Raw genomic sequence first — 17,915 nt, forward strand, 5'->3', positions numbered from 1 at the left:
GTCTTGTCCCCGTGCCAGAACCCGTGAACGCCGCCCATCCGCACTTTGCGACCCTGAAGCGCCTCGAACAGTCCTCCGGTCGGCTCGCCGCCGGGGCCATCGCCCGCATGGACGAGACGCTGCCCTGGTACCGCGCGATGCCGCCCGAGAACCGGTCGTGGATCGGCCTGGTCGCCCAGGCCGGTATCGCCGCGTTCACCGAGTGGTTCCGGCACCCCGAGACGCCGCAGGCGATCTCGACGGACGTCTTCGGCACCGCGCCCCGCGAGCTGACCCGGGCGATCACGCTGCGGCAGACCGTGGAGATGGTCCGCACCACGATCGAGGTCATGGAGTCGGCGATCGAGGAGGTCGCCGCCCCCGGCGACGAGTCCGTGCTCCGTGAGGCCCTCCTCGTCTACGCCCGGGAGATCGCCTTCGCCACCGCCCAGGTGTACGCGCAGGCCGCCGAGGCCCGGGGCGCGTGGGACGCGCGCCTGGAGTCGCTCGTGGTGAACGCGGTGCTCTCGGGCGAGGCCGACGAGGGCGCCGTCTCCCGGGCCGCCGCGCTCGGCTGGAACTCGCCCGACCATGTGTGCGTGGTCCTGGGCACCGCCCCCGACGGGGACAGCGAGCTCACGGTGGAGGCGATCCGGCGTGCCGCGCGGCACGCGAAGCTCCAGGTCCTCACCGGGGTCCTGGGCAACCGCCTCGTCGTCATCGCGGGCGGCAACGACAATCCGCTGGCCGTGGCGAAGGCGCTGATCGGGCCGTACGCGGCGGGTCCCGTCGTGGCCGGTCCCGTCGTTCCCGACCTGCTCGCGGCGACCCGCTCCGCGCAGGCCGCGGCGGCCGGCCTCAAGGCGTGTTCGGCGTGGCAGGACGCTCCCCGCCCCGTTCTGGCGGACGATCTCCTCCCGGAGCGCGCGATCGCCTCCGACCCTTCGGCGCGCGAACAGTTGGTGGAGGAGATCTACAGACCGCTGGAGGAGGCGGGCTCGGCGCTGCTGGAAACCCTCAGTGTCTACCTGGAGCAGGCGAGCAGCCTGGAGGGCGCGGCCCGGATGCTCTTCGTCCACCCGAACACCGTGCGCTACCGGCTCCGACGTGTGACCGACGTCACCGGCTGGTCGCCCTCCGACGTGCGCTCGGCCTTCACCCTGCGCATCGCCCTCATCCTGGGGCGCTTGGCTGACGGAGATCCGCAGTCCTAGACTTTTGTCGAAGACCAACAATTCCCCCGACGGTTCTTCGTCCTTGTCCCCACGGGCGCCGGGAGCCGTCCGCAAGAGAGAGTGTGAGGGTGCTCGTACTCGTCGCTCCCGGCCAAGGCGCTCAGACGCCCGGCTTCCTGACTCCCTGGCTCGAACTCCCCGGCGCCGCCGACCGCATCGCGGCCTGGTCCGACGCCATCGGGCTCGACCTCGCCCACTACGGCACGAAGGCGGACGCGGACGAGATCCGTGACACCGCCGTGGCGCAGCCGCTCCTCGTCGCCGCCGGCCTGCTGTCGGCCGCGGCGCTCGGCGACGTGTCGCCCGGCGTCGTCGCCGGCCACAGTGTCGGCGAGTTCACCGCCGCCGCGTTCGCGGGCGTGCTCGACGACACCGCCGCGCTGCGCCTCGTGCGGACCCGCGGGCTCGCGATGGCCGAGGCCGCCGCGATCACCGCGACCGGCATGTCCGCGCTGCTCGGCGGCGACCCCGAGGTGACCGTCCCGCATCTGGAGAAGCTCGGCCTCACCGCGGCCAACGTGAACGGCGCCGGCCAGATCGTGGCCGCCGGCACCCTGGAGCAGCTGGCCGCCCTGGAGGCGGACAAGCCCGAGGGCGTCCGCCGGGTCGTCGCGCTCAAGGTCGCCGGCGCCTTCCACACGCATCACATGGCTCCGGCCGTGGCGAAGCTGGAGGAGGCCGCGGCGCGGCTGTCCCCGGCCGCCCCGGCCACCCGTTACGTCTCCAACAAGGACGGGCAGGTCGTCACCGACGGCGCCGAGGTCGTGGCCCGTCTGGTCGGCCAGGTCGCGAACCCGGTCCGCTGGGACCTGTGCATGGAGACCTTCCAGGAGCTCGGTGCCACGGCGCTGATCGAGGTGTGCCCCGGAGGCACCCTGACCGGCATCGCCAAGCGCGCCCTGCCGGGCGTGGCCACCGTCGCCCTCAAGACTCCCGACGACCTCGACGCGGCCCGTACGCTCATCGCTGAGCACGCGGCCGTCTGACAAGGAGTGTCGAGAAGCATGTCGAAGATCAAGCCCAGCAAGGGCGCCCCGTACGCGCGGATCCTCGGTGTCGGCGGCTACCGCCCCACCAGGGTCGTGCCGAACGAGGTGATCCTCGAGAAGATCGACTCGTCCGACGAGTGGATCCGCTCGCGCTCCGGCATCTCCACCCGCCACTGGGCCTCGCCGGAGGAGACCGTCACCGCGATGTCGGTGGAGGCCTCGGGCAAGGCCATCGCGGACGCCGGCATCACCGCCGAGCAGATCGGTGCCGTGATCGTCTCCACGGTCTCGCACTTCAAGCAGACTCCGGCCGTCGCCACCGAGATCGCCGACAAGGTGGGCGCGGGCAAGCCGGCCGCGTTCGACATCTCCGCCGGCTGCGCGGGCTTCGGCTACGGCCTGACGCTCGCCAAGGGCATGATCGTCGAGGGTTCGGCGGAGTACGTCCTGGTCATCGGCGTGGAGCGGCTCAGCGACCTGACCGACCTGGAGGACCGTGCGACGGCCTTCCTGTTCGGCGACGGCGCCGGTGCCGTGATCGTCGGCCCCTCGGACGAGCCGCACATCGGCCCGACCGTCTGGGGTTCCGAGGGCGACAAGTCCGAGACGATCAAGCAGACCGTCCCGTGGAACGACTTCCGCGTGGACGACGTCTCGAAGCTGCCGCTCAACGAGCAGGGCGAGGTCAAGTTCCCCGCCATCACGCAGGAGGGCCAGGCGGTCTTCCGCTGGGCCGTCTTCGAGATGGCGAAGGTCGCCCAGCAGGCGCTCGACGCCGCCGGCATCTCGGCGGACGACCTCGACGTCTTCATCCCGCACCAGGCGAACATGCGGATCATCGACTCGATGGTGAAGACTCTGAAGCTGCCGGAGCACGTCACGGTCGCCCGTGACGTGGAGACCACCGGCAACACCTCGGCCGCCTCGATCCCGCTCGCCATGGAGCGGCTCCTGGCGACCGGGCAGGCGAAGAGCGGCGACACCGCGCTCGTCATCGGCTTCGGGGCGGGTCTCGTGTACGCCGCGACGGTCGTTACCCTCCCCTAGGCACCGGATCCGTCCGGAAGCCCCCCTTTTACCGAAGTAACCGCAAGAAGGAGCGCCACTATGGCTCACACCCAGGACCAGATCGTCGAAGGCCTCGCCGAGATCGTCAACGAGATCGCGGGCATCCCGGTCGAGGACGTCCAGCTGGACAAGTCCTTCACCGACGACCTGGACGTCGACTCGCTGTCCATGGTCGAGGTCGTCGTCGCCGCCGAAGAGCGCTTCGACGTCAAGATCCCGGACGAGGACGTCAAGAACCTCAAGACCGTGGGCGACGCTGCCGACTACATCCTGAAGCACCAGGCCTGATTCGGCCCCTGCTGACTCGGTCCGCCACCCCGCGGTGGCGCCGTATTCCGACCATCACACACATGGAGAACGAATTCCTGTGAACTCGACCAATCGCACCGTGGTCGTTACCGGTATCGGCGCAACCACACCGCTGGGTGGCGACTCCGCGTCGACCTGGGAAGGTCTGCTCGCGGGACGCTCCGGCGTCAAGCCCCTGGAGGGCGAGCGGTTCGCCGAACTGCCCGTGCAGATCGCCGCGACGGCCGCCGTCGACCCCGGTGACGTCCTTCCCCGCCCGCTGGCCCGCAAGCTGGACCGCTCGGCGCAGTTCGCGCTGATCGCGGCCCGCGAGGCGTGGGCCGACGCGGGCTTCACCGCCCCGGCCGGCGAGGACGAGAAGGTCGTGCCCGAGCGGCTCGGCTCCGTCATCGCGTCCGGCATCGGCGGTGTCACCACGCTGCTCGACCAGTACGACGTGCTGAAGGAGAAGGGCGTCCGCCGCGTCTCCCCGCACACCGTGCCCATGCTCATGCCCAACAGCCCCTCCGCCAACGTGGGTCTGGAGGTGAACGCCCGGGCGGGCGTCCACACCCCGGTCTCCGCGTGCGCGTCGGGTGCCGAGGCGATCGGCTACGCCGTCGAGATGATCCGCACCGGCCGTGCCGACGTGGTCATCGCCGGCGGTACCGAGGCCGCGATCCACCCGCTGCCGATCGCCGCCTTCGCCAACATGATGGCGATGTCCAAGAACAACGACGAGCCGACGAAGGCCTCCCGCCCGTACGACACCGGCCGTGACGGTTTCGTGCTCGGCGAGGGCGCGGGCGTCGTGATCCTGGAGTCCGAGGAGCACGCGAAGGCGCGCGGCGCGCGCATCTACTGCGAGGTCCTCGGCCAGGGTCTGTCGGCCGACAGCCACCACATCGCGCAGCCCGAGCCGACCGGCCGGGGCATCGCCGCCGCGATGCAGAACCTGCTCGACTCGACGGACCTCAAGCCGTCCGAGGTCGTCCACCTCAACGCGCACGCCACGTCGACGCCGCAGGGTGACGTCGCCGAGATCAAGGCGCTGCGGAAGGTCCTGGGCGACGACCTCGACCACGTCGCGATCTCCGCGACCAAGTCGATGACCGGCCACCTCCTCGGCGGCGCCGGCGGCATCGAGACCGTCGCCACCGTCCTGGCGCTCCACAACCGCCTCGCCCCGCCGACGATCAACGTCGACGAACTCGACCCCGACGTCGAGGCGGACATCGTCCGCGGCGAGCCCCGCGAGCTGCCCCAGGGCACCATCGCCGCGATCAACAACAGCTTCGGCTTCGGCGGCCACAACGTCGTCCTGGCGTTCCGTACCGTCTGACCCACCGCTGACACGCGAATGGCCCACCCCCGGACGGGGGTGGGCCATTCGCGTGTCCGGGGCGCGGGTCCCGGCGTCCGTCGTATCGGGGCGCGGGCGGCGGTGTCGTCGGTGCCGGGGGGCGGGAGCGGCACCGCGTCCTGGATCTGCGGGGCGGTGCGGCGGCCGTGCCGGGTGGCGAGGAGCGTGGCTCCCAGGGCGGCGCACACGAGGGCGCAGACGAGGGCCGCCCGGCCCGTGGGCCAGGAGCCGCCGAGGACTCCGGCCGCTGTGAAGACCGTCGCGGCACCGAACAGGGCACCGGACACACCGTCACGTGTCACGCCGTCACGTGTCACGCGTTCCCCTCCGGCGCGCCCCCCGCGCCCCGGGCGGAATCCACAGCGTGTCGGTGAGGGCCCGTCAGACGACCTGGTGCAGCCAGCGGACGGGGGCGCCTTCGCCCGCGTACCGGAAGGGTTCCAGCTCGTCGTCCCAGGGCTTGCCGAGGAGTTTGGCGACCTCGGCCTCCAGCTGGGTCTCGCCCTGCAGGGAGCGCGCGAGGGCGGCCCGGAGCCGGTCCTCGGGGATCAGGATGTCCCCGTGCATGCCGGTGACGGCGTGGAAGATGCCCAGGTCGGGGGTGGCGCTGTAGCGCTCGCCCTCGGCGGTGGGGCAGGGTTCCGCGGTGACCTCGAAGCGGAGCATCTGCCAGCCGCGCAGCGCGGAGGCGAGTTTGGAGGCGGTGCCGGTCTGGCCCTGCCAGGAGAACTCGGCTCTCCAGGTGCCGGGGGACGCCGGCTGGCGGATCCAGTCGAGCTGGACCCTCGCACCGAGGACGCCCGCCACCGCCCATTCGACGTGCGGGCAGAGCGCGCGCGGTGCGGAGTGTACGTACAGGACTCCACGTGTCGTCACCGGGACCTCCAGTGTGGGACGAGGTTCGCCTTTCCCAGCGGCCTCAGTAAACAGCATCAGGAGTAAAACGTCACAAACCGCCAAAAAGGGGACAGGAAGTGACGTGATGTAATTTACCGGAGCCGGTCGGCAAAGACGCCTCTGGTTCGACGGGGGAAAAGCTACCGTGCCGCACCGGCATCGGTGTGACGTACGGTCGGTCCGGGGGCGGGTGGACACGAAGCTTTCACTCGCGAGGACGCCGAAGGAGGGGCCGGGGATGCGTGGCCGACGCCGATTCCGTACCGCTGCCGCGGCCGCGACGGCGGCGCTGCTGTGCGCGGGAGCACTCGGCGGCTGCACGGCCGGGGAGCCGGTGGCGAAGGCCCCCGCGGCGAGACCGGTTCCGAAGGCGGCGCCCCTGTGGGACGTCTCCCCCGCCTCCGTGGCGGCCGTCGGCGACTCCGTCACCCGCGCCTTCGACGCCTGTTCGGTCCTGGCGGACTGCCCCGAGGCGTCCTGGGCGACCGGGACGGACGCGGCGGTGAACAGTCTGGCGCTGCGGCTGCTCGGCCCGGCGAAGGTGGCCACCCACAGCTGGAACCTGGCACGGACGGGCGCCCGGATGGCGGAGCTGCCGGAGCAGATGGCGGGGGCGGCGGCGGAGAAGCCCGAGCTGGTGACGGTGATGATGGGCGCGAACGACGCCTGCCGGCCCACGCCCGCCCTCATGACCCCGGTCGCCGACTTCCGTGCCTCCTTCGAGACGGCGCTGGCCCGGCTGCGGGCGGGAGCGCCGAAGGCGCAGGTGTACGTGTCGAGCGTGCCCGACCTGCGGCACCTGTGGTCGACGGGGCGGGTCAGCCCGGTCGGCGTCCAGGTGTGGAAGCTGGGGATCTGCGGCTCGATGCTCGCGGACGCCGAGGACCTCGGTCCCGCGGCGGAGCGGCGGCGGGCCGAGGTGCGGGACCGGGTGGTGGCGTACAACCGGGTCCTGGAGGAGGTCTGCGCCGGGGACGCGCGCTGCCGGTACGACGGCGGGGCGGTCTTCGGCTTCCGGTTCGGCGGCGGTCAGTTGAGCCCCTGGGACTGGTTCCATCCGAGCAGGGACGGGCAGGCGCGGCTCGCGGAACTCGCGTACCGGCGGATCACGAAGGAGTGAGGACCCCGGGGCGGTTGTCAGGTGCCGCCCCGGGGCCGGTCGTGAGGACGCCCGGGATCAGATGTCGAGGGCGGTCGTCAGGCGGGCGTCCGCGAGGGAGTGGGCGGCCACGACCTCGTAGGCGCCGGTGACGAGGGTCCAGTCGTTCTTCTCCTCGTCCCAGATCTCGAAGGCGCGGCGGGGCAGCGCGATCACGGCCTCGACGCTCTCGCCGGGGGCGGCCTCGACGCTCGCGAAGCCGGCGAGCCAGCGGACCGGCCGCTCCACGGCGTCGGACACGGGGGCGAGATAGACCTGCACGACCTCGCGGCCGGGGCGGCCGCCGGTGTTGGTGACGCGGACGGTGACCGTGTCCGGGGCCGCGCTCAGGGAGTCGTACGACCAGGTGGTGTAGCCGAGGCCGTGGCCGAAGGGGTACGCGGGGACGGCGCCGGCCTTGTCCCAGGCGCGGTAGCCGACGAAGACTCCCTCGGCGTAGTCGAGTTCGCCGCCGGTGGGGGTGACCTCGGTGACGGGGGCGTCGGCGAGGGCGACGGGCCAGGTGGTGGGGAGGCGGCCGCCGGGCTCCTCGGCGCCGGTGAGGACGTCGGCGAGGGCGGCGCCGCCCTCCTGGCCGGGGAACCAGCTCAGGAGGATCGCGGCCACGTCCTCGCGCCAGGGCAGTTCGACCGGGGAGCCCGCGTTGACCACGACGACGGTGTTCGGGTTGGCGGCGGCCACGGCCCGTACGAGGTCGTCCTGGCGGCCGGGGAGGGCGAGGTCCTTGCGGTCGAAGCCCTCGGACTCGACGCGCTCGGTGGTGGCGACGACCACGACGGCGGTGTCGGCGGCGCGGGCGGCTTCGACGGCTTCGGCGATCAGTTCGTCGGGGTCACGGCGCGGACCGAGGTGGACGAAGGAGAACATGACGGCCGGCAGCGGGGCCGCGAACTCCTTGTCGAGGGTGTGCAGGAGGGAGACCTCGACGGTCTCGCCGGCGGTGAGGGCGACCTTGGCGCGCTCGACCGGGGAGCCGAAGAAGGCCTCGAAGGGGTCGGTCTCGGGGCCCATCGCCTGGACGCCGTCGAAGACGGTCTCGCCGGCGACGGAGAGGGTGAAGGCGCCGAGGCCGCGGGTGCCGAAGGAGTGCTCGCCGCTCTCGCGCGGGGTGTAGGTGCCGACGACCTCGATGGAGGCGAGGGTCTCGTGGGTGACTCCGGCCGGCAGGTCGTCGCCGATCCACTGGACCTGGCCGTTGGGCAGGGAGCCCTCGCCGAGGAGCCGGCCCTCGGCGTCGCGGCAGCGGGCGCGGAGGGTGAACCCCTGCTCGGCGGGGGCGAGTTCCTCGCTGGGGTCGGCGCCGACGGTGAAGGTGAGCGCGCCGTCGGGCAGGGCGGCGGTGAGGCCGTCGAGCGGGGAGACGACGTGGTCGGGGAAGACCTGTGCGGAGCCGCCGCCGAGGACGCGGGCGTCGCGGGCGGCGGCGCCGGAGAGGGCGACGGTACGGCCGGCCGCGAGGGGCAGGGTCGCGTTCTCGTTGCGTACGAGGACGAAGCCGCGGCGGGCGATCTCGCGGGCGAGGGCGTCGCCGTCGATCGGGGCCGGGGGTTCGGTGACGACCGGCGGGGCGCCTTCGAGGGCGCCGACGCGGGCGGCGAGCCGCAGGACGTTGCGCACGGCGGCGTCGACGGCGGACTCCTCGACCTCGCCGGCGCGGACGGCGGCGGCGAGGGCCGCGCCGTAGACGGTGTCGGGGCCGGGCATGGCGACGTCGAGGCCGCCCTCGATGCCGCCGGTGGTGGAGCGGGCGGCCATCCAGTCGGAGACGTTGTAGCCGTCGAAGCCCCACTCGCCGCGCAGGACCTCGTTCACGAGGTACCGGTGCTCGGTCATCGTCACGCCGTTGACCTGGTTGTAGGCGGTCATGATGCCCCAGGGGTGGGCGTTCCTGACGATGGCCTCGAAGGGGGCGAGGTAGACCTCGCGGAGCGGGCGCGGGGCGACCTTGTTGTCGACGGTGAAGCGGTCGGTCTCGGCGTCGTTGGCGACGAAGTGCTTGACGGTGGTGCCGACGCCGCCGTCCTGGACGCCCTGGACGTAACCGGTGCCGACGGCTCCGGTGAGGAAGGGGTCCTCGCTGTAGGCCTCGAAGTGGCGGCCGCCGAGCGGGGTGCGGTGCAGGTTGACCGTGGGCGCGAGGAGGACGTGGACGCCCTTGCGGCGGGCCTCCTGGGCGAGGAGGCGGCCGGCCCGGCGGGCGAGCGCCGGGTCCCAGGCGGCGGCGAGCGCGGTCGGGGACGGCAGCGCGACGGACGGGTCGTCGGCGGTCCAGCGGACGCCGCGGACACCGATGGGGCCGTCGGACATGACCAGGGACCGCAGGCCGATCTCCGGCAGGGCGGGCAGGGACCACATGTCCTGGCCGCCGAGCAGCCCCGTCTTGGCGTCCAGGTCGAGCTTGCCGAGCGCCGCCTCGACGGCCGCGTTCCTCACGGTCTCCGCACTGGTCTCCGCCATGGCCGTACCTCCTCGTTGACGTACCGATGACCCCGATGCGCCCATCGTGCACCCACCTACCTGTAGATCGGTAGGTGACGTTATAACTCCGTTACTTTCGCGGGCGGGCGAAGCGGTACCGTCCTGTCGGGACGAACCTGCGAGAGGAGGCCCCGGCGATGGTGCGGGCCAGGAGCGAGGAGCGGCGCGCGGACATCCTGCGCGCCACGCTCGAGGTGATCGCCGAGCGCGGCTACCGGGGGGCCACCCTCGGCGCCGTGGCCGAGCGCGTCGGGCTGACCCAGCAGGGACTGCTGCACTACTTCCCCACGAAGGAGGCGCTGCTCGTCGCCGTCCTGGAGGAGCGCGACCGCTGGGACACCAGCGGCGGCCGGGACCGGGAGGGCTGGCGGCTCGACCTGCTGGAGTCCCTCGTCGAGTACAACGCGATGCGGCCCGGGATCGTGCAGACCTTCTCCGCCCTGCTGGGCGAGAGCGTCACCGACGGGCACCCCGCGCGGGTCTTCTTCACCGAGCGCTACGCGCAGGTCAGGGCCAACATGGCGGACGTGCTGCGGCTGGAGTTCGGCGACCGGCTCCCCGGGGGCCTGACCCCGGAGCAGGCGGCCCCGCTGCTCACCGCCGTCATGGACGGCCTCCAGTACCAGTGGCTCCTGGACCCGTCGGCGGTGGACATGCCGGGCGCCTTCCGCGACTTCCTGCGCCTGCTGCGGGGCGGCGGCGGCGCCTGAGGGGAGTCAGCGGGCCACGGCCGCCAGGTCCTCGCCGAGCAGGGCCGGGTCCCCGGTCAGCGCGGTGTGGACCGCCTCCAGGACGGGCAGCTTCGCCAGCGCCGTCGCGAGGGCGACGTCCTTCGCGGCGAGGGCGACCGGGAAGTACGAGCCGGTGGCGGTGGCGCGCCCGACGGCTCCCGCGAGGGGGCCCGCGCCGAGGGTGCGGAGGGCGAGGTCGCGGGGCAGGCCCAGGGCGCCGGCGAGCGCGAGGGCCTCGGCGACGAGGGCGACGCCGCCGATGGCCGCGTTGATGAGGACGAGCTTGAGGGCGGCGCCGGTGCCGGGTCCGCCGCACGGGGTGGTGGCGCCGAGCAGGTCGAGGACGGTGGCGACGGGCGCGGTGTCGCCGCCCGCGAGGATCAGGAGCTCGCCGGTGGCGGCCCGGTCGACGCTGCCCATGACGGGCGCGTCGATCAGGGTGACCCCGGCGGGGAGCCGGGCGGCCAGGGCGGCGACCGTGTCCGGGCCGACCGTCGAGGTGTCGATCCAGTGGGTGCCGGGGCGCAGGGCCGGGATCAGCCGGTCCGCGACGGCGAGCACGGCGGCCGGGTCCGCGAGCATCGTGACGACGACGTCGGCGTCCCGGACGGCCTCGGCGGGACCGGCGGCCCGGACGGCTCCGTCGGCGACGAGGGCGTCGGCCTTGGCGGGCGTGCGGTTCCACACGGTCAGGGGGTGTCCGGCGTCGAGGAGGCGGCGGGCCATCGGCAGGCCCATGGATCCCAGGCCGAGGAAGGCGATCTTCTGCGGGGCGGTGTTGTCCATGCCCCCGACGCTAGGACCGCCTCCTTCATGCGACAAGCGAATGTCTAGCATGGTGGCCATGCCTGTCTCGCATGGCCTGTACGAGGCGTTCCTCGCCGTCGCCCGCGCCGGCTCCTTCACCGCCGCCGCCCACGCCCTCGGCTTCACGCAGTCCGCGGTCTCCCGTCAGGTCCAGTCGCTGGAGGACGAGATGGGGGCGGAGCTGTTCGAGCGGCTGCCGCGCGGGGTGCGGCTGACGGAGGCGGGCCGGGTGCTGCTTCCGCACGCCGAGGCGGTACGGGACCGGCTGGCCGCCGCCCGGGCCGAACTGGCCTCGCTGCGCACGCTCGACGGCGGCCTGCTGCGGCTCGGGGCCTTCTCCAGTGCCACCGCCTCCCTGGTGCCGCGCGCGCAGGCCGCGTTCCGCGAGCGGCATCCGGGGGTGGTGGTCACGCGGGTCGAGGGGCCGTCGGTCAAGCACCTCGGGCTCGTCGCGGCCGGGGAGGAGGACCTCGCGGTGGTCGGTCCGGCGCCCGCCGCTCCCCCGCCGCCGGGTGTGACGCTGCACCACCTGCTCGACGAGCCGATGCTGGTGGCCCTGGCGCAGGGCCACCGGCACGCGGGGCGGCGGGCGGTGCGGCTCGCCGAACTCGCCGACGAGGAGTGGATCACGGGCCAGGAGCGCCTGGAGGACACGCTCTTCCGTCCGGCCGTCGCCGCCGGGTTCCGGCCGCGCACCGGTCTGCTCGCGCACGACTGGATCGCCAAGCTGGGGGCGGTCGCGGCGGACCTCGGGGTCACGCTCGTGCCCGCGCTCGCGGCGGCCTCGGTGCGCCGGGACGTCGCGCTCGTGACGATCCACCCGGACGACGTGCCGTACCGCCGGATCTGCGCGGCCGCGCCGGGCACGCCGACGGCGGCGGCGACCGCTTTCCTCGGCGTGCTGCGCGAGACGGCCGAGGCGCTAATACCCCCCGTCCACGCTTGACCCTTACAAAGGGGCGCGGGATGATGGCCGCCGTGATCATCGCAGCCACCCAGTTCGCCCCGGTCGCCGGGGACATCGACGCCAACGTCCGTACGATCGCCGGTCTGGTCCGGGCGGCCGGGGCGGAGGGGGCCCGCGTGGTCGTCTTCGCCGAGCTCTGCCTGACCGGGTACGAGCCCTCCCTGATCCGGGACACCCCGGGTCTGGTCCTCGCCGAGGACGACCCCCGCCTCGCCCCCGTCCGGAAGGCGTGCCGGGCCGCCGGCGCGGCGGCCGTGGTCAACGGGCCGGTGCGCACCGGCGGTCCGGGCGGCACGGGCGCCGGGATCACCACGCTCGTGATCGGCCCGGACGGCTCGCTCCTCGCCCGCTACGACAAGCGGAACCTGTACGGGGTCGAGGCCGAGGTCTTCGAACCGGGCGCCGTGGACGGGCGGTTCACGCTCGACGGGGTCCGGTTCGCCACGGCCACCTGCTACGACAACCGCTTCCCCGAACTGGCCGAGCGGGCGGCGGCCGACGACTGCGCGGTGTACCTGGCGAGTTCGGTGCTGTCCGCCGACAACGACTCGTTCGAGAAGGTGTATCCGGCGCGGGCCCGCGACTTCGGCCTGTACGTGGTCCTCGGCAACGTCCTGGGCCCCAACGAGGACGGGGTCGGCGGCGGCCGGGCCGGGGCCTGGGGCCCGGACGGCGAGCGGATCGCCGACGCGGGCGGGACCGGGCCGGGCTTCGTACTCGCCGAGGTCGGCTGACCGCACGAGAGAGGACCCGGCCCCACGAGAGCGGACCCGGCCCACGAGAGCGGACCCGGCCCCACGGAAGCGGCCGGAGCGCGCGGAACCGGGCCCGACCGTACGGGAGCGGTCGGAGCGCGCGGAGGCCGGGCGGCCGTGGGACATACGGCCGCCCGGCTCCGGAATGCCGTCACGGAACCCCCGGTCCGTGACGGCGCCCCGTCCCCGTTACGGGGTGCTCAGGCCCAGCGTGTACGCGCCGGAGCCGCTGTACGCGTGGACCACGTACCGGTAGTAGCCCGCGGTGCCGTAGTAGCTGGTGTTCTCGTCGGCGCTCGCCGTGCCGCCGACGGCCACGTCCGCCCAGGCCGACCCGTTCCACTTCTGCAGGTAGAGGTCGAAGTCGGTGCCGGCCGGGCCGCGCAGGCAGCCCACGTGGGTGCCGGCGGTGGCGGAGTAGTAGTACGAGCCGTCCGGCTGGGCCTGGGCCTGACCGGAGGCCAGGGTGCCCTGGTAGGTGTACTCGGCGTCGTCACAGCCGGTGGGCGGCGTCGTGGTGCCGACCGACAGCTGGTAGGTGACCGTGTGGGTCGCGGAGCCCGTACCGGTGACGGTGATCGGGTACGTGCCGTTGGCCGTGCCCGCCGCGACCTGGACGGTCATGGTGGACGAGGATCCCGAGGTGACCGAGGACGGGCTGAAGGAGACGGTGACGCCGCTCGGCGCGCCGCTCGCGGAGAGCTGGACGGTCTGCGCGCTGCCGCCGGTGGTGGAGGTGTTCACCGTGGAGGTGACCGAGGCGCCCGGCTGGACCGAACCCGAGGACGGGTTCAGGGCGAGCGAGAAGTCCGGGGTGGTGGTGCCGCCGCAGTCGGTCTCACCGGACTGGGCCGGGACGCCGACCGCGTTCCAGGCCGCCTTGACCGCGTTGCACTCGGCGCTGCCGTAGGTGTTCTTGGCCGAGCTCAGGGTCGCCTTGCGGGCGGCGGGGTGGTTCCAGGAGGAGGTCTTCATCAGCAGCGCGCCCATGAAGACCTTGCCGGCCTTCTGGATGCCGATGCCGGTCACCGAGGACGGACCGCCGGAACATATGGGGCTGCTGGGCTTGCCGCCGCCCGGGTTGGAGCCCTCGGCGAGCAGGTAGAACCAGTGGTTCTGCGGGCCGGCCGCGGCGTGCACCTCGGTGCCGGACGTCAGCTGCGGGTAGCAGTTGGGGTCGTTGCCGACGAGCGAGGGGTTGTACATGTTCCGGATCGGCTTGCCGTCGCCGAAGAAGTTGACCTTCTCGCCGACCGTGTAGTCCGGGGTGTCGTTCGGGTTGTTGGCGTAGTGCTCGGTGAGCGCGCCGAAGATGTCGCCGGTGGACTCGTTCATGCCGCCGTTCTCGTTGGACGAGCCGGCGGAGCCCGGGGTCCGGTCGAATATCTCGTGACCGTACTCGTGGGCCACGACGTCGATGCCGGTGAGCTGGTTGGAGCCGGTCTGGGCCCGCCCGTAGGTCGTCTTCGTGCCGTCGTAGTACGCGTTGACCTCGGAGAGTCCGGCGCGGGCCGGGACCATGCCGCCCTGGCCGTTCTGGCCGTTGTAGCCGAACCACTCCTTGAGCATGGAGTGTTCCTTCTGCGCCGCGTACATGATGTCGACGCAGGCGGTCACCAGGTCGTTGGCGCCGTTGTTGCCCCAGGGCGAGGAGCCCGTGTACGCGCTGCCGTTCTGGCCGCCGCACTTGAAGCCGCCGCGGCTGGTGTCGGTCATGGAGGAGGCGGCGGTGTCGATGGTGACGTTGCCGTTGTGGTACCCGCGGCCGTCGGCGTGCAGGATCTTGTCGGTGGCGCGGGCGACGGCCCCGGTGCGCGCGTCGACGTAGGTGTCGAGGGAGCTGGGGGCGTCCTGCGCGGTCCGGCCGATGACCAGGGTGTGCCAGGTCAGGACGGCCTTGCCGCCCTTGAGGAGGACGGTCAGCTCGGGGGTGCTCGCGCTCTCGACCGACGCCAGCTGCGCGCGGGCGGTGGCGAGGGCCGCGTCGGCGGTCACCGTGGCCCGCGTGGAGACCTTGATCGTCGGGGCGGGGGCGCCGGTGACCTCGCGGACCTTGCCGGAGCTGTCGGAGACGACGACGGCGTCGCCGCCGCCGACGACCGGGAGGCCGCGGTAGGTGCGCTCGTACGACGCGTAGTACAGGCCGTTCGCCCAGGGGGTGACGGACGTCCGGACGAGGTCCTCGTCGGCGCCGTGCCGCAGTTCGTCGAGACCGCTCGCCGCGGCGCCGTCGGCGGCCGCGAGCGCGAGGGACTTGCCGTGTCCCGGGGGTACGGGCTGCGCCTGCGGGGCCGCGGTGGCGGTGCCGGCGAGGGCGGTCGCGAGGCTCGCCGACAGGGCCAGGGCGGCCACGGTCGCCGTGAGTCTGGTGGGGTGCAACGTCTGCTCCGATCGGGGTGGGGATCGTCGTGGGGGAGACGGATCGTCGCGCCGAGTATGGGCGTGGACATGGCCAGTTCGGGACATCTCACGCGGCATAAGACGCGGGTTATGGTGCGCCCGCGCCGTGCTGCGTACGCTGCTGAAATGCAGCTGGAGTTGAGGCATCTCGAGGCCGTCTGCCGGATAGCGGAAGCGGGCAGTCTGGGCCGCGCGGCGGGTCGGCTCGGGGTCTCGCAGCCGGCCCTCTCCGCGCAGTTGCGCCGTATCGAACGGGTCGCGGGCGGGGAGCTGTTCCTCCGCGGCCGGCACGGCGTGGAGCCCACTCCGCTGGGCGAGTTCGTCCTCTCCAAGGCGCGCCTCGTCCTCGGCGAGATGGACGCGCTGGCCGCCGGCGCCCGGGCCGTCGCCCCGCACACCCCGCTGCGCCTCGGCTGCATCCTGCTCGTCCTCGTCGACCGGCTGCTCGGGGAGCTGGAGCAGGTCATGGCGGACCTGGGCACGGCGAGCCAGGACGTCTCGGTGACCGTCGAGCACTCGGCGACGACCCTGACCCGGCAGCTCGGCGCGGGGCGCTACGACGCCGTCCTGTACGGGGAGGTCAACGACCACGAGGTGGCGCTGCCCGAGGGGACGACGGCCCGGACGCTGATCCCCAGGGAACCCTTCTGCGTACGGCTCTCGGCGGCGCACCCGCTGGCCGGCAAGGACCGGATCGCGCTGGCCGAGCTGGCCGGCGAGTCCTGGATGACCCTGGTGGAGGACGACGACGGCGGCCCCGAGGCGCTCGCCGCCGCCTGCGCGAAGGCCGGTTTCACGCCCGTGCTGCGGCACCGGGTGGCCGACCGGCAGATGCACTACGGCCTGATCGCGGCCGGCCGGGCGGTCTCGATGAGCCAGCCCACCGCCCCGCACGCCGAGGGCACGGTGCTGCGCCCCCTGGAGGGCGACCCGGTCACCGGCCGGATCCGGCTCGCCTGGAACCGGGCCGCGGTCCCCGCCCGGCACGCGGAGCTGATGTACCGGGCGGCGGCCCGCGCCTACCTGGCGAACGTCGACAACAACGCCTTCTACCGGAGCTGGTGGGACGCCCGCCCGGAACTGCACCCGGTCGTCGAGGGCTGAGCCCCCGAGGACCGGGCGCGGCCTTCGGGGCTACTGGTACGAGAGGTCGCCGGCCGAGTAGCGGCAGGTGGTGCCGTCCGGGCCGGTGCCGATCTCCTTGGGCTCCTTGCCGGTGTCGTTGCCGGTGAAGCGGGTGCACGGCTTGATCTTCTTCTTGGCGTCGCCGTGGATCCGGATGTTCCGCAGGGTCGCGGTGTCCCCGTAGTTGGCGTTGACGCCGACGATCGACTTGCCGGGCGCGGTGACGTCCACGTCGTTGATCAGGATCGTCCGCTTGTACTGCTTCTTGCAGTTGCCGCAGGAGCGGACCAGCTTGCCGAAGTCGGAGACCTGGAACTTCGTCACGACCAGCTTGCCGGCGCCGTTGAACTGGAAGACCTTGTCGGAGGCGCTCTTCGCGCCGCCGCCGTGGACCGCGTACACCGCGGACGGCGAGGTGCCCTTGAAGGTGGCGGCGTCCTCGCCGACGTTCTCCCACCAGACGTTCTGGAGGGTGCAGCTGCCGAGGCAGTGGACCCCGTCGGCGGCCGGGGTGCCGATGACGACGTTCTTGAGCACGGCGCCGTCCTTGAGGACGAAGACCGGCTTCTGGCTCTCGCTCTGGCCGTCGGAGCCGAGGTCGCCGGTGCCGTAGAAGCGCTGGAGCTTTCCGTCGTAGGTGCCGGAGACCTCGATGGTGGCGGCGACCGGCTTGCTTCCCTTCGCCTGCGGCCAGGCGGCCACGGCGCCCGCCGCGCCCGCCGGGGCGAGCAGGGTGCTGGTGACGACGGCCGCGCCGGTGACGGCGAGGGCGCTCAGGCCGCCGATGACCGCGCGACGGCGGCCCGTCTTCCGCTTGTGTGACGTCATGTGTTCCTTCTTCAGTGGGGGAGGTGGTGCACCCCCTTGTCGCCACCGGGGGAAGGAAGGTTGCCGCCGTCTTGATCGTTTTCTTCGGGGTCGTCGTCGGCGGCCGTCTCGCCGCGCAGGTCGCGGACCATCAGGGTGGCGCCCGCGACGGCCCCCGGCATCAGGAAGACGGCGACGAACGGGACCAGGAAGGCGAGCGTCAGCGGTACGCCGAAGCCGAGGACGGCGAGCCGGCGCCCGCGCAGCAGGGTCAGCCGCTCCTTGAGTTCGACGCCCCGGCGCTGGAGCGCCACGGCCGTCAGCTCCTCGGCGAGGAAGAAGCCGGAGACGCAGAAGCCGAGGGCGGGCACGACGGTCTGGCCGACGACCGGGATGAAGCCGCAGGCGAAGAGCAGGACGCCGTAGAACGCGACCCTCAGCACGACCCGCAGGCTGTCCCGGGCGGAGATCCACAGCTCGCGCCAGAGCGGCAGCCCGGACTCGGGCACCTCGCCGCCCTCGCTCCGGTCGACCGCCTCGGAGAGGGACTCGTAGAAGGGCTGGCCGATGAGGAGGGTCACGGCGGTGAAGGTGATGACCGCCAGGAACAGCCCGAAGACGAAGACGAGCGCCGTCAGGGTGCCGCGGAGGAGATCGAGCCAGGGCGAGGTCCAGTCGTCGGCGAACGGCGTCGACCAGGCGGCCAGGTCGTCGGCGCCGTATCCGAGACCGATCAGCGCGCCCACGTAGAGGACGAGGGTCACCAGGCCGGGCAACAGCCCGAAGCCGAACCACCGCCCGTGCCGGCCCACCCACTTCTGACCCTGCACCAGGTACTTGAGACCCACCCCGAGATCACGCATGGGG

General features: G+C 72.9%; 16 protein-coding genes. 10 read left to right on the forward strand and 6 right to left on the reverse strand.

The features are described 5' to 3' along the window. Positions 1 to 11: 11 nt before the first annotated feature. From fasR to fabF, 5 genes are all read left to right on the forward strand, one after another. Complete coding sequence (gene fasR, locus AC067A_RS10155) at positions 12 to 1,193, forward strand: fatty acid biosynthesis transcriptional regulator FasR (protein ID WP_478617174.1); 1,182 nt, start codon at positions 12 to 14, stop codon at positions 1,191 to 1,193. An 89-nt stretch (positions 1,194 to 1,282) separates the two neighbouring features. After that, the gene (locus AC067A_RS10160) at positions 1,283 to 2,200 is read left to right on the forward strand and encodes an ACP S-malonyltransferase (protein WP_478617176.1); all 918 of its coding nucleotides are present in this window, start codon (positions 1,283 to 1,285) and stop codon (positions 2,198 to 2,200) included. Between the two features lie 18 nt (positions 2,201 to 2,218). Continuing rightward, positions 2,219 to 3,250 (forward strand): beta-ketoacyl-ACP synthase 3, encoded by a 1,032-nt coding sequence (locus AC067A_RS10165; protein WP_478617179.1) that lies wholly within the window; start codon positions 2,219 to 2,221, stop codon positions 3,248 to 3,250. A 60-nt stretch (positions 3,251 to 3,310) separates the two neighbouring features. Further along, a complete protein-coding gene (locus AC067A_RS10170) occupies positions 3,311 to 3,559 on the forward strand; it encodes an acyl carrier protein (protein ID WP_376486879.1) in 249 nt (82 codons plus the stop codon). Between the two features lie 79 nt (positions 3,560 to 3,638). Beyond that, positions 3,639 to 4,901 carry a beta-ketoacyl-ACP synthase II gene (fabF, locus tag AC067A_RS10175; RefSeq protein WP_478617184.1) on the forward strand — a complete coding sequence of 421 codons (1,263 nt, stop codon included), beginning with the start codon at positions 3,639 to 3,641 and terminating at the stop codon, positions 4,899 to 4,901. A 402-nt stretch (positions 4,902 to 5,303) separates the two neighbouring features. On the opposite strand, the gene AC067A_RS10180 is transcribed toward fabF, so the two are convergent. Further along, positions 5,304 to 5,798, reverse strand: coding sequence for a DUF3145 domain-containing protein (locus AC067A_RS10180; protein WP_033205972.1), 495 nt, complete (start codon positions 5,796 to 5,798; stop codon positions 5,304 to 5,306). Between the two features lie 259 nt (positions 5,799 to 6,057). Between AC067A_RS10180 and AC067A_RS10185 the strand changes: the two genes are divergently transcribed. Beyond that, a complete protein-coding gene (locus AC067A_RS10185) occupies positions 6,058 to 6,939 on the forward strand; it encodes an SGNH/GDSL hydrolase family protein (RefSeq protein WP_478617187.1) in 882 nt (293 codons plus the stop codon). A 57-nt stretch (positions 6,940 to 6,996) separates the two neighbouring features. On the opposite strand, the gene AC067A_RS10190 is transcribed toward AC067A_RS10185, so the two are convergent. Continuing rightward, entirely contained in the window at positions 6,997 to 9,435 is a 2,439-nt protein-coding gene (locus tag AC067A_RS10190) for a glycoside hydrolase family 3 protein (RefSeq protein WP_478617190.1), read from the reverse strand. Positions 9,436 to 9,593: 158 nt separating this feature from the next. Here AC067A_RS10190 and AC067A_RS10195 point away from each other — a divergent pair, with 158 nt between their 5' ends. Further along, the gene (locus AC067A_RS10195) at positions 9,594 to 10,166 is read left to right on the forward strand and encodes a TetR/AcrR family transcriptional regulator (protein WP_478617192.1); all 573 of its coding nucleotides are present in this window, start codon (positions 9,594 to 9,596) and stop codon (positions 10,164 to 10,166) included. Positions 10,167 to 10,172: 6 nt separating this feature from the next. Here AC067A_RS10195 and AC067A_RS10200 read toward each other — a convergent pair whose 3' ends face one another. Then, positions 10,173 to 10,973 carry an NAD(P)-dependent oxidoreductase gene (locus AC067A_RS10200; protein WP_478617195.1) on the reverse strand — a complete coding sequence of 267 codons (801 nt, stop codon included), beginning with the start codon at positions 10,971 to 10,973 and terminating at the stop codon, positions 10,173 to 10,175. 49 nt (positions 10,974 to 11,022) lie between these two features. Between AC067A_RS10200 and AC067A_RS10205 the strand changes: the two genes are divergently transcribed. Both AC067A_RS10205 and AC067A_RS10210 read left to right on the forward strand, forming a co-directional pair. Continuing rightward, the gene (locus tag AC067A_RS10205; RefSeq protein ID WP_478617198.1) at positions 11,023 to 11,940 is read left to right on the forward strand and encodes a LysR family transcriptional regulator; all 918 of its coding nucleotides are present in this window, start codon (positions 11,023 to 11,025) and stop codon (positions 11,938 to 11,940) included. A gap of 23 nt (positions 11,941 to 11,963) precedes the next feature. After that, a complete protein-coding gene (locus tag AC067A_RS10210) occupies positions 11,964 to 12,695 on the forward strand; it encodes a carbon-nitrogen hydrolase family protein (RefSeq protein ID WP_478617809.1) in 732 nt (243 codons plus the stop codon). Positions 12,696 to 12,905: 210 nt separating this feature from the next. Here AC067A_RS10210 and AC067A_RS10215 read toward each other — a convergent pair whose 3' ends face one another. Next, positions 12,906 to 15,095 (reverse strand): M4 family metallopeptidase, encoded by a 2,190-nt coding sequence (locus AC067A_RS10215; protein WP_478617200.1) that lies wholly within the window; start codon positions 15,093 to 15,095, stop codon positions 12,906 to 12,908. A 147-nt stretch (positions 15,096 to 15,242) separates the two neighbouring features. On the opposite strand from AC067A_RS10215, the gene AC067A_RS10220 reads away from it, so the two are divergent. Then, entirely contained in the window at positions 15,243 to 16,220 is a 978-nt protein-coding gene (locus AC067A_RS10220) for a LysR family transcriptional regulator (RefSeq protein WP_478617202.1), read from the forward strand. Positions 16,221 to 16,250: 30 nt separating this feature from the next. On the opposite strand, the gene AC067A_RS10225 is transcribed toward AC067A_RS10220, so the two are convergent. Beyond that, positions 16,251 to 17,069 (reverse strand): pectate lyase, encoded by an 819-nt coding sequence (locus tag AC067A_RS10225; RefSeq protein WP_478617204.1) that lies wholly within the window; start codon positions 17,067 to 17,069, stop codon positions 16,251 to 16,253. A gap of 11 nt (positions 17,070 to 17,080) precedes the next feature. Continuing rightward, on the reverse strand, positions 17,081 to 17,911 hold the full coding sequence (locus AC067A_RS10230) for an EI24 domain-containing protein (protein ID WP_478617207.1): 831 nt from the start codon (positions 17,909 to 17,911) through the stop codon (positions 17,081 to 17,083). Positions 17,912 to 17,915 lie beyond the last annotated feature (4 nt).

The sequence above is a fragment of the Streptomyces sp. NPDC043176 genome (genome assembly GCF_056436715.1).